This is a genomic window from Gordonia sp. 11cp (assembly GCF_057767225.1).
In genome coordinates this window covers 380,783-395,444 of sequence record NZ_CM173437.1, presented here as the reverse complement: position 1 = coordinate 395,444, position 14,662 = coordinate 380,783, and the positions used below count along the sequence as shown (strand labels likewise).

Here is a 14,662-nt window from a genome sequence, read left to right as displayed (position 1 = left end):
CACTGCTGCTACAGAATCCGCGAGATTGCGTCGATCACGGTGTCGGCGAGACCGGCGGCGGTGTGCTCGCCGAGTTCGCCGCGCTGCTCGTCGGCGCGCATCATGATGACGGACTCCACCAACCGGAAGGGGAGCAGCGTGCGCTTGTCGGTGTCGTCGCCGAGCGCCGCAGCCGCCAGTGCGGCATACGAAACGGCCAATTCCTGTCGAGCCGAACGGAATTCGACGAATCGCTGATCGGCGACCTCGGGTAGGAGATAGAGCGCACCGAGGTTCCAGCGCGACCGCGCCAGCTGATCGATGTCGAATCGCGCGAGTTCGAGGAGTCGCGCCCGGGCGGGTTCGTCGCCGTCGAGGAGCCCCCGCGCGCGTTCGAGGGAGGCGACCACGGTCGTCTCCAGCAGCGTTGCGAGGATGTCGTCCTTGGTGCCGAAGTAGTGGTACATCGACGCCTGTCGGATGCCCACCGCCTCGGCGATCATCCGCGTCGACGTCCCGGTGTACCCGTGGCGGGTGAACAATTCTGCGGCGGCGTCGAGGATCTCCTCGCGGGCGGTCTGCCCGCGTCGCCGGGCCGGTACCAGGCGCGGTCGGCCGCGACCGATCGGAGTCGGGGGCGCGCTCGAGCCGGTGGGCATGCTCGTCTCCTCAGTGCGGTCGGGGCGATTTCTCGACCCTAGCCGACGAATCGCGTGCTTCTGCCGCGCGTGAACCCGCAGGTCGGGGAAGCCCAGGGCGTGTAACGAGGACGTAACCGGAGTTTTCACGACCGGAACATTTCTGTCAATTGATAGAAATCAGCGAGGGCTTACCTATCAGGTGACAGGAAACAGTGCCTGACTCACACCGTGCTCAACGTGGAGCTTCTTCTCCGAAAGGAAGACCGCGCATGACCTCCACCCCCGAAGTGGCTCCCGCGACGCCCTCCTCGCCCGCCGGCGTCCCGGACGCCGACGCCCATGACCTCTCGGCACTCGGCTACGACCAGCAACTCCACCGTTCGCTCGGCAAGTTCGCGTCCTTCGCTGCCGGGTTCTCCTTCGTCTCCATCCTGACCACCATCTTCCAGCTGTTCGGCCTGGGGTTCGGCTTCGGCGGCCCGGCCTTCTTCTGGACCTGGCCGATCGTCTACGCCGGCCAGTTCCTGGTCGCCCTGTGCTTCGCCGAAATCGCTGCGCGGTACCCGATCTCGGGTGCGATCTACCAGTGGTCGCGGCGCATGGGCGGCGAGGTCGTCGGCTGGTTCGGCGGCTGGTTCATGATGATCGCGCAGATCGTCACCGCGGCCGCGGCCGCGATCGCCCTGCAGGTCGTCCTGCCGTCGATCTGGATCGGCTTCCAGATCATCGGCGACGACCCGACCCTCACCACCACGAGCGGCGCGGCGAACGCGGTCCTGCTCGGCTCGGTCCTGCTCGTCATCGTGACCGCGATCAACTGTGTCGGTGTCCGGTGGATGAGCCGCGTCAACAGCATCGGTGTCGTCTGTGAACTCGTCGGCGTCGTGGCGGTCATCCTGGCACTGTTCACCCATGCGCAGCGCGGCCCCGACGTCGTCTTCGACACCGGCGTTCCCGGTCAGCAACCCGGCTACATCTGGGCGTTCATCGTCTCCGGACTCATGGCCGCCTACGTCATGGTCGGGTTCGGGTCGGCAGGCGAACTGGCCGAGGAGACCCGGGACCCGCGCCGCGTCGCACCCCGCACCATCCGGATGGCGCTGACCGTCTCGGCCATCGGCGGCGGGCTGATGCTGCTCGGCACCCTCATGGCGGCCCCGACCCTCGACGAGCAACTCGCAACCGGCGGACTGCCCTACGTGCTCGACTCGGTTCTCGGGAGCTTCTGGGGCAAGGTCCTGCTCTGCGACGTCGCGATCGCGATCTTCATCTGCACCCTCGCGATCCAGACCGCCTGCTCGCGGCTGATGTTCTCGATGGCGCGCGACGGCCGGCTCCCGTTCTCGGCGCAGCTGTCCCACGTCAACAGCCGCACCGGGACACCGATCCTGCCGTCGATCCTGATCGGTGTGCTGTGCATCGGCATCCTGCTGGTCAACGTCGGCAACTCCGCGATCTTCGCGACCCTCGCCAGCGTGTGCATCATCCTCATCTACCTCGCCTACCTGGCCGTCACCGGTCCGATGATCTACCGACGGTTCCAGGGCTGGCCGCATCGCGGCGGAGACACCCCGGCCGTCGACGCCGGCGGGCGAAAGTTGTTCAGCCTCGGCCGTTTCGGAATCGTGGTGAACGCCCTGGCGGTGCTCTACGGCGCCCTGATGGTGATCAACCTGGCGTGGCCGCGGGCCGAGGTCTTCGACCCCTCCGGTGAGATGCCGATCCTGCGCTGGGCCGGACCCATCTGCATCGTGGCGACCGTCCTCGTCGGGATCGCCTGCTACCCCCGCGGCAAGGAGCATCCGCGACCGGTGAGCACCCGCCTGTCCGCGTAATCCAGGTCGCGACCCTTCGAGGCTCGCTTCGCTCGCACCTCAGGGAGCAGGGAGTTGGTTGCTTCGCTCGCACCTCAGGGAGCAGGGAGTTGGTCGCTTCGCTCGCACCTCAGGGAGCGGATTATTCCGAGGAGCGCAAGCGACGAGCCTCGAAGGGGCACGCCGAACACCCACTACGACAAAGGAGTTCCCATGAGCACGATCACCGCTCCCGGTACCGGGACCACCTCCGGTGCCCGCGAACACGCCCGCGCACAAGCCGGCGCGATCACCGACAGCATGCCGGTGGTGCCGGCATCGGCCTGGCCGAACCCGCCCGCTGACGTGCCGGCCGCATCGTTGACCTGGGCGGAGACCGTTCCCGGCGGCCGGTACACCAGCAAGGTCCTGGCACGGGGGACCCGGCTGCGGTTCACCGACGTCGCGGGGGCGGCCTGCGCGCACCTGCTGCTGTGGCGCGCCGACGCGCCGTGGGAGCGTCTCAACGTCGCCGACACCGTCAAGGTGCCCTGGCAGGCGTATCTGGGTGCGGGGCATCCGCTTCTCAGCGATCAGGGGCGGGTGCTGGCGACCGTCGTCGCCGACGACTCGGGCCACCATGACGCGCTGTGCGGCACCTCGACTCTCGCCGGAAACGCTGCGAAATACGGAGCTGGCGAGGTGCATTCGGCGAGTCCGGCGGGCCGTGAACTGTTCACCCTGGCGGCGGCGAAGCACGGTCTGGCACCCGCGGATGTCGCCCCGTCGTTGTCGTTCTTCCACGGCGTCACCGTCGACGCCGACGGGTCGCTGCGCTCGACCGGGAGCGCCGGACCGGGCCGGACGGTGGACCTCATCCTGCACCTGCCGTGCACGGTGGCGGTCGTCAACACCGCGCATCCGCTCGACCCGTCGCCCGACTTCGGCACCACCTCGCTGGAAGTGCTGGCGTGGCAGGCGCAGAGCGATCTCGACGCCCTGCTGGCCGACGTCGCCGGGACCGACCCCGAGTACCAGCGCGCCGCCGCCAACTCCGAAGACGTCTGGGCCGCGGCTCATCACTGAGCCGTCCAACAGAGAGGACACCATCGTGACCGAGACAAGCACCGCAGTCATCACCGATTTCACCTCGGCGCCCGCCGCCGAACTCGCCCTCGTCCCCGGCGCCGTCGTCGACGACGCGCAGGTGGGCGAGCGCGCACCGTGGTCGGGTGTCGTCGCCGCCGGCGACGTCCTCACCATCGTCGACCTCCACGGCAACCAGGCCGTCGACACGCTGTTCTACGCGGCCGCCGACACGTCCCGACGGTATTCGGCCCAGGCGACCATCGCCGCGCAGGGCAACATCTTCCTGACCACCGGCAGTGTGATCCGCGATCACGACTCCGCAGCGCTGATGACGATCGTCGCCGACGAGGTCGGCAACCACGACACCCTCGGCGGCGCATGCTCGCAGGAGTCGAACACGCTGCGTTACGGGCACCACACCAAACATCAGCACGCGTGCGTCGAGAACTTCCTCATCGAGGGCAGCCGCCACGGGCTCGGCAAGGCCGACCTCGTCGGCAACGTCAATTTCTTCATGAACGTGCCCGTCGACCCCGACGGCTCGCTGGGGATCGTCGACGGGTTGTCCGCACCTGGTAAGCGTCTGGCGTTGCGTGCCGAGGTCGACACCCTGGTGCTCATCTCCAACTGCCCGCAGATCAACAACCCCTGCAACGGATTCGACCCCACCGCGGTCCGGGTCATCGTCACCCGGCCGTTCTGAGAATCCGCTCCCACCGCGCGCCGACCGAGTCCGACGAGGAATCCACCATCATGACTGCCACCACCCCGGGTGCCGTGACCGTAATCCGGTCCGGTCCGCTCACCACGATCCAGGACTGGCCCGGCCGGGTCGGGTACTGGAAGGTCGGCGTGCCGCCGTCCGGCCCGATGGACGACCTGTCCTTCCGGCTCGCCAACCTCGCCGTCGGCAACCCGGAGACCGCCGCCGGCCTGGAGATCACGCTCATGGGACCCGCACTGCGGTTCGACCGGCCCGCGGTCGTCGCCGTCACCGGCGCGCCGGTGCCCGTGACCGTGAACGGAGCGGCTGTGCCGCAGTGGGTCCCGCTCACTGTCGCCGAGGGTGACGTCCTCGACATCGGTTCGACCGGTGTCCTGGGCATGCGGGCCTACGTCGCGGTCGCCGGCGGGCTCGACGCCGCCGATCATCTCGGCAGCCGGTCGACCTTCACCATGGGCCGGTTCGGCGGACTCGACGGCCGGGCGCTCGTCGCCGGCGACCGCCTCGAACTGCTCGGCGCGCCGGCCGGGGCGCCGCGTCGGATTCTCGGAGACGAGCAGCCGGCCTTCACCAACAGGTGGCAGCTGGCCGTGACCGTGGGGCCCCACGGAGCGCCGGAGTTCTTCACCGACGAGGACATCGCCGACCTGTTCGCGACCGACTACGAGGTGCACTTCAACTCCGACCGGACCGGAATCCGATTGATCGGCCCCAAACCGCGATGGGCACGCGACGACGGCGGTGAGGCCGGACTGCACCCGTCGAACATCCACGACACCGCCTACTCCGTCGGCGCTCTCGACTTCACCGGGGACACGCCCATCCTCCTCGGTCCGGACGGCCCGAGTCTCGGTGGATTCGTCTGTCCGGTGACCGTGACGACCGCGCAACGGTGGAAGCTCGGCCAGCTGAAGCCGGGCGACACGATCAGGTTCGTCGCGGTACGCGGCGACCGGGCCGCCTCACCCTCCGAGCTCGGTCTGGGCCGGCGGGCCAGCTTCGTCGACGTCTGGTCGTCGGGTGGCGATCCCGACAACGGAATCCTCGGGACCACGATGACCGCGGACGGATCGACCTCTGTGACCTACCGCCGTTCCGGTGACGACAACATCCTCGTCGAATACGGCGAGATGCATCTCGACCTCGCCCTGCGTGCCCGGGTGCACGCGCTGGGCGAGCGGATCGCCGCGGAGAAGCCGCGCGGACTCATCGACCTCACCCCGGGCATACGTTCGCTGCAGGTGAAGGCGGATCCCGACGTGTGGTCGCAGGCGCAGATGCTGGAGTGGCTGACCGAATGCGAGAGCCAGCTGCCGGCCGCCGAGGACCTCGTGGTGCCGAGTCGTACTGTGCACCTGCCGTTGTCGTGGGACGATCCCGCCACCCGGGAGGCGATCGAACGCTACATGCTGGGCGTGCGATCCGATGCGCCGTGGTGCCCGTGGAACATCGAGTTCATCCGGCGGATGAACGGCCTGGACTCCGTCGACGACGTGTACCGTACCGTCTTCGATGCGAGCTACCTCGTGCTCGGCCTCGGGGACGTCTATCTCGGTGCGCCGGTTGCGGTCCCGCTCGACCCGCGGCATCGCCTCGTCACCACCAAGTACAACCCCGCCCGCACCTGGACGCCGGAGAACGCGGTGGGGATCGGCGGCGCCTACCTCTGCATCTACGGCATGGAGGGGCCGGGCGGTTACCAGTTCGTCGGCCGCACCACGCAGGTGTGGAACCACCGGCATCCGCTGCCGGCACCGGCGTTCGACCCCGAGCATCCGTGGCTGCTGCGGTTCTTCGACCGGATCCATTGGTACCCGGTGAGTTCGGAGGAACTCCTCGACATGCGGGCCGACGTCGCCGCCGGGCGTGGTGAGAGCACGAAGATCGTCGACGGTGAATTCTCGCTGGCCGCGCACCAGCGATTCCTCGACGAGCATGCCGCCGACATCGCGACCCGGCGGGAGAAGATGGAGACCGCCCGGGCCGAAGAGCGCGAACGGTGGTCGGTGCAAGGCGAATTCGCGGCGAAAGCCGCCGGGGCAGAGCTCGCCGGCACCGGGGCAGCGGGGATCAGAGAGGACGAGGAGCAGGTGGCATGAGCAGGATCGACGAGCTGTATGCGCGGATCGCCGAGGCAGACCGTCCGGAGGTGTTCATCACCCTGCGACCCGCCGGTGAGGTCGCAGCCGAGTACGAGCGGTCCGTCGCCGCGGGCGGCCCCTTGGCCGGCGTGCTTCTCGCCGTGAAGGACAACGTCGACGTCGGCGGTCTGCCGACCACCGCGGGATGTCCCGGTTTCGCCTTCACCCCCGAGTCCGATGCGCCCGCGGTCGCCGCATTGCGCGCGGCCGGCGCGGTGGTGGTGGGCAAGACCAACCTCGACCAGTTCGCAACCGGTCTGGTGGGCACTCGTAGTCCGTATGGCGCGGTGCGGGATTCGCGACGTCCCGACCGCATCTCGGGCGGGTCGAGTTCCGGGTCGGCGGTGGCGGTCGCCCTCGGATTCGCCGACATCGCGATCGGAACCGACACCGCCGGATCGGGTCGGGTGCCGGCCGGCCTGCAGGGCATCGTCGGCATCAAGCCGACCGTCGGTGTGGTCTCGACCGCCGGAGTGGTGCCCGCCTGCGCGAGCTATGACGTCGTCACCGTCTTCGCCGCCGACCTCGCGCTGGCCGACCGTGCGATGGCGGCCATGGCCGGGGCGCAGGGCCTGCGACCCTTCCCGACGTCGATCCCGTACGCCGCGCCCGAGCGCCCGGTCGTCGCGGTGCCCACCGAGCTGCCCGGGCTCGACGACCGGTGGCGGGCCGCGTTCGACGAGGCGGTGCTGCGTGCCGAGGCGGCGGGGCTCATGGTCAAGACCATCGACCTGTCGCCGTTCCTCGAGGCCGCCCGGCTCCTGTACGACGACGCGCTCGTGGCCGAGCGGTTCGACGCGGTGGGGGACTTTCTCGGCTCCGTCGCCGATCCCGATGACGCCGGCATCGACCCGACCGTGTCGACGATCATCGGTGCCGCGGCGAGGTTTTCGGCCGTCGACCTGTTGCGGGCTCGTCGTCGGCTCGCGGACCTGCGGTCCGAGGCGATGGAGCAGTGGGGCGACGCCACGGTTCTGATGGTGCCGACCGCGCCGGCGCACCCGACCCTCGCCGAGGTGGCCGCCGACCCGGTGGGCGTCAACTCGCGGATGGGCACCTACACCAACTTCTGCAACCTCTTCGACCTGTGCGGCCTCGCGGTACCGGCCGGGACGGTCGTCGACGAGGACGGCAGCACAGCACAATTCGGCATCACACTGCTGGGCCGCGCGCATGCCGACGCTGTCGTCGTCGATGTGGCCCGCCGGTTTCTGGGCGACGACACGGTGGCGCCGTCCTGGGCGGAGCGCGGCGACGCGATCGAGCTCGCGGTCTTCGGCGCACACATGCGGGGCGGACCGCTGACCCACGAGCTCGGCGAACGCGGCGCCCGATGGGCGGGTGAGGTCACCACGACCCCGTCGTACCGCCTGGTCGCGCTGGACACGACCCCGCCGAAGCCGGGGCTGATCCGAGATCCGGTTGCCGGCCGCGCGATCCGGGGCGAGGTCTGGACGGTGCCTTCCGCAGCGCTCGGGGATTTCCTGGCCGCCCTCCCCGAACCGATGATGCTGGGCAAGGTCGAGATCGCCGTCGGCGAGACCGGACCTGCCCGCTGGATCGTCGGCTTCGGATGCGCCGCCGACGCCGGCGCCTCCGGGCAGAGTCTCGACCGCGATCGCTGGTAGCCCGGTCACCGGGTTCGTCTGCGCCGGAACCCGTGCGCCGGAACCCGTCTCACGCCCAGTCTGGGACGTCTGTCCAGAACGGCCGCCTCGTGCCATTTCCACCGATCTGACCTCTGGTCGCCGACCGTGATGATTCACTTACTCAGCTCGGGCGGTCGGGGAGAGAGAGTTGGGACGGATGACCAGGGTGGGGCGCAACGGGATTCGACGATCGGACAAGGTCGCACGACGCGAGAACCGGACGCAGCGGCGGCAACACCGCGCGATCGCGGGGGCGGCGGCGCTGGCGACCGTCGCCGCGATCGGCGCGGGGCAGGTGGCGGAACCGGCGGTGGCCGACGCGGCGCTGGTCCCGGCGATCCCGTCCGAGATCGACGACCTGCGGAACTGGTCGAACGGTTTCGACAGTGCCAATCCGCTGGGAGGTCTGGTGACCACGATCGGAAACGGCGCCCTCGCCGACATCGCGGAGCAGTGGCGGATCCAGAGCTGCATGTCCGGCGCCGTCCGGGACGGGGCCGACTGCTCTGCGTCGAGCACGGAGTACGGCGGCATCGGACTCGCCGTCGTCCTGCCCGACCGCATCGAGGTCGTACCCGTCGCCGTCTACGATCCGGTCAAGCAGGTGTTCGACGGGTTGTCCGGGTCGGTCCTCGGGGACATCATCCGCCGGCTCGGCATCGATCTGCCGCCGACGATGATCGACGGCCCCGCAACCGAGGGTTCGGCGACGGTCGCCGGGAACGGCTTCCAGTTCGCGCTGGCCTACCGCGGCGGCGACGCGAGCGCGACGTCCTACCTCCCGTTGAGCATCGCGACCGCGGGTGCGAGCGACGGACGGACGGCGAGGTCGTTCGCGCTGATCGGGATGGCCCATGCATGGAACACCGGTCCGCTCGACGTCACTGTCCTCGGCGAGAAGATCGGAACAATCCCCGGTGTCACGGGCGTCGGCTGCTACGGCGGACTCACCGGCGCCTATGCAGAGGGCGTCGGGGCCTGTGCGAATGTGCTGGGCACATTCGACTTCCGCTACCAGCAAACAGATGGCGAACTGCAGTTCGCGCTCACCGATCCGACGGCACTGATCGCCGATCCGGGCGGGGTTCTCGGTGGCCTCGGTGCGGAGGTCCTCGAGGGTCTGCTCGCCGGCATCCTGAGCGGCTCCGGCATCGACTTCGACAGCGACTGGATGTCCCTCTCCAAGGACTTCGCCCGCCTGAGCATCGGCGGCGACCACGATCTGTTCAGCGGCAACTTCCTCCGGCTGACGAGCGATTACGGATTCACCGGTCCGATCACGGTCGACTGGCTGGGTTCGACGGTCACCTTCCGGCCGCTGGTCGAGGTCAACGGCGAGCTCCGGCCGAATCGCCTCGGGTTGCCGGTCATCGAGTTGGGTCAGCTCGACACCGGCGAGTTCATCCCGGCCATCCGCATCCCGGCGTACGAGTTCCCGTTCGGTCTGCCCGCGACCGATCCGATCGACACCGGTGCGTCGAACACGCTGGTGTCCGCGAGCCGTTCGGCGGAAGAGGCGCCTGTCGAACGGGTCAGCATCGCGTCGCACGACACGCCCGAGGCGGCGGCCGGCCCGGAGGCCGTCGACGCGGAGAGCTACGTCGGCAAGCACCGCGCGGCAGACGAGGACAGCTACGTCGGCAGGCACCGGACGCCGCAACCCTCCGACGACAGCGGCGCGGGGGAGTCGCACGCTCCGGAATCCGACAGCCCGGACGATGACACCACGGACGACGACAGCACGGAGGCGGGCGACGTCGACGCGGGCAGCGCCGACGAGTCCTCTGCTCCCTGAGGTGTGAGGAGCGTTAGCGACGAGTCCCCTGCTCCCTAATCCGAAAGAACCACAGACCCGCTGGCCGGCCCTGCTCCCTGAGGAGCGCCCGGAGCTTGCGGAGGGCGCGTCACGAAGGGTCTGGCGACCGAGGCTGCGAAACCCTTCGTGACGCTCGCAAGCTCGCTCCTCAGGGAGCAGAGCGTGACGCTCGCAAGCTCGCTCCTCAAGGAGCGGGGCGTGACGCTCGCAAGCTCGCACCTCAGGGAGCAGAGCGTGAAGCTCGCTCCTCAGGCGGCAACAACTCGGGCGACATGCTTCAGCGCAACGGTTCCGCCCTCGGACGGGACTACGCTGGGCACACGACCCCGGGCCGGTTGTGCAGGGCGGGCGGGGCGACCGACCAGGGAGGGCCTCATGGCGATCGATCGGGACAAGAGCAGAGCGGTGTCGGAGGTCGTGCGCGAGCACCCGGTGATGAGCCTGGTCGCGGTGTCCCCGGGCATCGCCGTGTTCGCGGCGTTGCTGTTGCTCGACCAGACCTTTCTGGCGATCCTGTTCCTCATCCTCGCCGTCGGCGGGGGTGCATACCTGCTGACCCGCAAGCGCTGACGGTGTCGCCCGTTCGGAGCCCGCGTCGAGGTATTCGTCGCGGCTACAGTGGTGCGCAATGAGTCCCGCCGGCGCCAAGCAAGCGCGGTGAACGGGTCGAGGAGAGCGGTGAAGGGAGTCGGCGTCGTGGTCGCTGAACCGGGTCGAGACGCTCCGGCCGGACGTGTTCTCGCGTTCGGGACGAATCGGCTGGGCGGCTGATCGTGTCCACCCGCGTCGACGCCTACATCTGGGCCATCCGACTGACCAAGACGAGGTCGGCTGCGGGCGCTGCCTGCCGTGGCGGGCACGTCCGGGTCAACGGGGTCACCGCCAAACCCGCGCAGCCGGTGGTGCCGGGCGACGAGATCCGGGTGCGGCTCGCCGGGCACGAGCGCATCGTCGAGGTCACCCGGACGATCAGCAAACGGGTGTCCGCGCCGATGGCCGCGGAGTGCTTCATCGACCGGTCTCCGCCACCCCCGCCCAGAGAGATCCTGGCCAGTCAGCCGCGTCGCGACCGGGGTGCCGGCCGGCCGACGAAACGTGAACGGCGCCAGCTGGACCGGCTGCGCGACAGCACCTTCCTCGTCGCGGCGCTGGCCGCGGTCGCGCTTGTCGTCGGCGCATGTTCCGGCGACGAGCCGACGGCCGACCCGAACAAGCCGAACACGCCCGAGGCGCCCGCGCAGGCAGGTTCCGGACCGTTCTTCGGCGAATGCGGCGGGGTGTCCCTCGACGAGGTCGTCCGCATCACCGGTTTCGGTGGGCTCACCGAAACCGTGAACAACACCTCGGTGTGCGAATGGGACACGACCGGTTCCAGGACCGGTGCCGTCGCCTCGTTCAACTGGTATCGCGGGTCGCCGATCGGTCGCGAGGAAGCGAACGTGAAGCTCTCGCGCGACGTGACCGACAAACTCGAGATCGACGGTCACGAGGGGTTCATCGGCCACACGCAGTCAGGTCAGATCTGTGAGGTCGGCATCGGTTTCGGTGCGGACTTCTTCGAGTGGTCGATCCGGGGCGACGCCGCGACACCGCGACCGATCGAAGAGATCTGCGATGCCGCGCGTGAACTGGCGACCCTGTCGATCGAGCGTGCGTCATGAAGCGGCTCGCCGTCCTGATCGCGGCCGTGCTGGTGGGCCTGTCCGTCCTCGCCGGGTGCGCACGGACCGTCGACGGTGAGCCGGTGCCCGTGGGTGCCGCGGACCAGTCCGGCAGCAGCGACATCGACACCGACCAGTTCGACCGCCTGCTGCTCGAATGCGACGTGTTGCCCGACGCCATGATCGCCGACGTCGTCGCCGGCGGCGGATTCGCCGAGCGCTCCTTCAGCGGCGCCATCTGCCGCTGGCTGGTCTCCGGTACCACCGACGTGGTCAGCGTGACGTTCAACTGGTTCGAGTGGGGCAACGTCAACGTCGAGAAGGAGACGGCGAAAAAGCTGGGCTTCGAGACCGAGAACATCAAGGTCGCCAGTCAGTCGGCATTCACCCAGCGCAGCCCCGAACGTCCCGGGGTCTGCGGGGTGACGGCCAGGGCGCCGAGCCGCGGCATCTTCACCTGGTTCGTCGAGCCCCGCGGTGCGCCCCAGGGCGACCCGTGCGAGGCGCCGATCAAACTGATGGAGCTACTGCTCCAGGGCGGTCAGTGAGCCTGTCGAAACCCATCACTCCGGGATCGGCCCGACGACGACGCTGGCCGCGACCACGAGTTCGTCGCCGGTACCCGGGATCATCAGCCACACGGTCAGCCGGTCGCCCTCGCGCACCCGCCGCAGGATGAGCCGGGTGCCGGGCACGATGGGCCGCAGGTACTCGATCACCACGCGGTGCGGACCGTCGACCAGGTCGGGATGTTCGACGAGTTCGTCTTCGATCGCCTCGAGGTAGGCGGCGTTGTTCAGGTGTTTGAAGGGGTCGAAGTCGGTGATCCGCAGAACGTGTTCGCGGTCGGGGAAGTCGATCTCGGCGGGGTCGGGGGCCTTCTCCGGGTTCATCGACCGCCAGCGCAGGCGGTGCTCGTCGGTCATCGAGGACAGCATCGAGAACGCCTCGTCGGACAGCCGCGACGGCATGCCCTTCTCGTTGACGTTGATCCAGAACGCCTCGGTCTCGATCAGCCCCGGAGGGCGAGGCCGCGGGTTGAACCGGTTCGTCTCGTGGTCGGCGGTGAGGCGCACGCGCATGTTGGTCCAGCGGGTCGACAGTGCGCCGCACCAGCGCTGCGCGGTGACCGCGGCCGGCCATGTCAGGGGCTCGATGACGTCGATGATGGTGCGCCGGACGATCCAGAACGGATCGGTGTCACCGAACGATGTGGCCTCGATGTTGTCGTTGGCCACGTCCTGGAGGTATCGCGCAACGGCGTCGAGCCGCACCCGCATGTCCTGGTCGACGTCGCCGGTGCGGACCCGATATCCCACCTCGTAGAACTGGGATCCAGGCTTGCGGTCCGGAAGTGATGCACCGGACACTGCTGGCGTAACCTGGCTCACTCGAGTCCCTTCGGTAGGTCGCCGGTATCTTTGCAGCTAAGATACATTCAATCGAAAAAATAGAACACGTTCTACGTGTCGGATCACGAGGAAACAGCAGATGGCGCATGTGATTACCCGCCCATGTTGCAACGATGCCAGTTGCGTGAGCGTGTGTCCGGTGAACTGCATCCACCCCACGCCCGACGAGCCGGAGTTCCTGACGGCGGAGGCCCTCTACATCGATCCGGAGACGTGTATCGACTGCGGTGCCTGCATCGACGAGTGCCCGGTGGAGGCGATCATCCCCGACGATCAGCTGGAGGCGCGCGACGAGCCGTACCTGCAGATCAACGCGGACTACTACAAGGACCACGACGTCGAGGGCGGGCTCGTCCCGCCGCGCAAGGCGCCGCCGCTGCCCGACAAGGAACTGCACGTGGCCATCGTCGGTGCCGGGCCCGCCGCGTTCTACGCCGCCGAGGAACTCGTCCGCAAGCCGAGCATCAAGGTCGACATGTTCGATCGCCTGCCGACGCCCTACGGACTCGTACGCGCCGGGGTGGCACCCGACCACAGCGCCACCAAGGGCGTGGAGAAGACCTTCGCTTCGGTCGCGGCCAAGAAGAACTTCTCGTACTACCTCAATGTCGAGGTGGGCAAGCACATCAGCCACGACGAACTCGTGGCGCGCTACCACGCGGTGATCTACGCGGTGGGTGCCTCGACCGACAAGCGGCTGGGCATCGACGGCGAGGACCTGTCCAACTCGGTTGCCGCGACGCAGTTCGTCGCCTGGTACAACGGCCATCCCGACTTCGCCGAACTCGACGTCGACCTGTCCGGTGAGCGGGCGGTCGTGGTCGGCAACGGCAACGTCGCGCTCGACGTCGCACGCATCCTGGTCACCGATCCCGACGAGCTCGCCAAGACCGACATCGCCGATCACGCACTCGCGAAACTGCGGGAGTCGAAGGTCTCCGAGGTCGTGCTGCTCGGTCGCCGCGGTGTCGCGCAGGCCGCCTACACCAACAGCGAATTCCTGGCACTCGGTGAGGTCGAGGGCGTGGACGTGGTCATCGATCCCGACGAGCTGGTCCTCGACCCGGCCACCGAGGCGGCGCTGTCCGACGACACGCTCGACTCGACGATCGCCACCAAGATCCGGCTCGCCCGCGAGTTCGCCGAGCGGCCGCAGACCGAGGGGAACAAGCGCATCGTGTTCCGGTTCCTCGCGTCTCCCGTCGAAATTGCCGGTGACGGGGAAGTGGCTAGTCTTACCTGCGTGCGCAATGCCTACGCCGACGCGACCGGGAAAGTCGCGGTGACACCCACCGACGAGCGTTTCGACCTCGAGACCGGCCTGGTACTCCGGGCCATCGGATACCGCGGTGTGCCCGTCACAGACCTGCCCTTCGACGAGGGACACGGCGTGGTCCCGAACAGCGAAGGGCGCGTCCAGACCGCGGCAGGCGGTGAGGTGATGCCGGGCCTTTATGTGACGGGATGGATCAAACGAGGGGCGACGGGGGGTATCGGCATGAACCGCATCTGCGGCCAGGAGACCGCGCAGGCGGTCATCGCCGACTTCGTCGCCGCGGCCTTCGACGATCCGTCGACCTCTCGGGACGATGTCGACGCCCTCGTGGCCGATCGTGGTGCCAACCGCATCGATCTCACCGGGTGGAAGGCGATCGACGCGGCCGAGAAGTCCGCAGGCAAGGCCGCCGGCCGGGTGCGCGCGAAGTTCGTCAGTGTCTCCGAGTTCGAGGCGGCCGCCACCGCCGGGGCGCGGTGAC

Annotated in this window: 12 protein-coding genes; 10 read left to right on the top strand and 2 right to left on the bottom strand. The window is 68.7% G+C overall.

Features of this window, described 5'->3' with window-relative positions; translation table 11 throughout:
* Positions 1-8: 8 nt before the first annotated feature.
* The gene (locus AC3B6C_RS01605; protein WP_488374672.1) at positions 9-638 is read right to left on the bottom strand and encodes a TetR/AcrR family transcriptional regulator; all 630 of its coding nucleotides are present in this window, start codon (positions 636-638) and stop codon (positions 9-11) included.
* 251 nt (positions 639-889) lie between these two features.
* On the opposite strand from AC3B6C_RS01605, the gene AC3B6C_RS01600 reads away from it, so the two are divergent.
* The 9 genes from AC3B6C_RS01600 to AC3B6C_RS01560 all read left to right on the top strand — a co-directional run bounded on the left by AC3B6C_RS01600 (position 890) and on the right by AC3B6C_RS01560 (position 12,041).
* On the top strand, positions 890-2,455 hold the full coding sequence (locus AC3B6C_RS01600; protein ID WP_488374671.1) for an amino acid permease: 1,566 nt from the start codon (positions 890-892) through the stop codon (positions 2,453-2,455).
* Between the two features lie 192 nt (positions 2,456-2,647).
* Positions 2,648-3,499, top strand: a complete 852-nt coding sequence (locus AC3B6C_RS01595) for an urea amidolyase associated protein UAAP1 (RefSeq protein ID WP_488374670.1) — start codon at positions 2,648-2,650, stop codon at positions 3,497-3,499.
* A gap of 25 nt (positions 3,500-3,524) precedes the next feature.
* Positions 3,525-4,205 carry an urea amidolyase associated protein UAAP2 gene (locus AC3B6C_RS01590; protein ID WP_488374669.1) on the top strand — a complete coding sequence of 227 codons (681 nt, stop codon included), beginning with the start codon at positions 3,525-3,527 and terminating at the stop codon, positions 4,203-4,205.
* Between the two features lie 50 nt (positions 4,206-4,255).
* Positions 4,256-6,325 (top strand): 5-oxoprolinase/urea amidolyase family protein, encoded by a 2,070-nt coding sequence (locus AC3B6C_RS01585; protein ID WP_488374668.1) that lies wholly within the window; start codon positions 4,256-4,258, stop codon positions 6,323-6,325.
* Positions 6,322-7,995, top strand: a complete 1,674-nt coding sequence (gene atzF, locus AC3B6C_RS01580; RefSeq protein ID WP_488374667.1) for an allophanate hydrolase — start codon at positions 6,322-6,324, stop codon at positions 7,993-7,995. The genes AC3B6C_RS01585 and atzF overlap by 4 nt, the downstream gene beginning before the upstream one ends.
* A 178-nt stretch (positions 7,996-8,173) precedes the next feature.
* Positions 8,174-9,811 carry a hypothetical protein gene (locus AC3B6C_RS01575; protein ID WP_488374666.1) on the top strand — a complete coding sequence of 546 codons (1,638 nt, stop codon included), beginning with the start codon at positions 8,174-8,176 and terminating at the stop codon, positions 9,809-9,811.
* Between the two features lie 396 nt (positions 9,812-10,207).
* Complete coding sequence (locus AC3B6C_RS01570) at positions 10,208-10,402, top strand: hypothetical protein (RefSeq protein WP_014927941.1); 195 nt, start codon at positions 10,208-10,210, stop codon at positions 10,400-10,402.
* A gap of 203 nt (positions 10,403-10,605) precedes the next feature.
* Positions 10,606-11,493: a DUF3558 family protein gene (locus AC3B6C_RS01565; protein ID WP_488374665.1), complete on the top strand. Its 888-nt coding sequence runs from the start codon at positions 10,606-10,608 to the stop codon at positions 11,491-11,493.
* Positions 11,490-12,041, top strand: a complete 552-nt coding sequence (locus AC3B6C_RS01560; protein ID WP_488374664.1) for a DUF3558 domain-containing protein — start codon at positions 11,490-11,492, stop codon at positions 12,039-12,041. Before AC3B6C_RS01565 ends, AC3B6C_RS01560 begins: the two co-directional genes overlap by 4 nt.
* 15 nt (positions 12,042-12,056) lie before the next feature.
* Here the strand turns inward: AC3B6C_RS01560 and AC3B6C_RS01555 are convergent, their stop codons facing one another.
* Positions 12,057-12,884 (bottom strand): acyl-[acyl-carrier-protein] thioesterase, encoded by an 828-nt coding sequence (locus AC3B6C_RS01555; RefSeq protein WP_014927938.1) that lies wholly within the window; start codon positions 12,882-12,884, stop codon positions 12,057-12,059.
* Positions 12,885-12,984: 100 nt separating this feature from the next.
* Between AC3B6C_RS01555 and AC3B6C_RS01550 the strand changes: the two genes are divergently transcribed.
* The gene (locus tag AC3B6C_RS01550; RefSeq protein ID WP_014927937.1) at positions 12,985-14,661 is read left to right on the top strand and encodes an FAD-dependent oxidoreductase; all 1,677 of its coding nucleotides are present in this window, start codon (positions 12,985-12,987) and stop codon (positions 14,659-14,661) included.
* The last annotated feature ends 1 nt before the right edge of the window (position 14,662 follow it).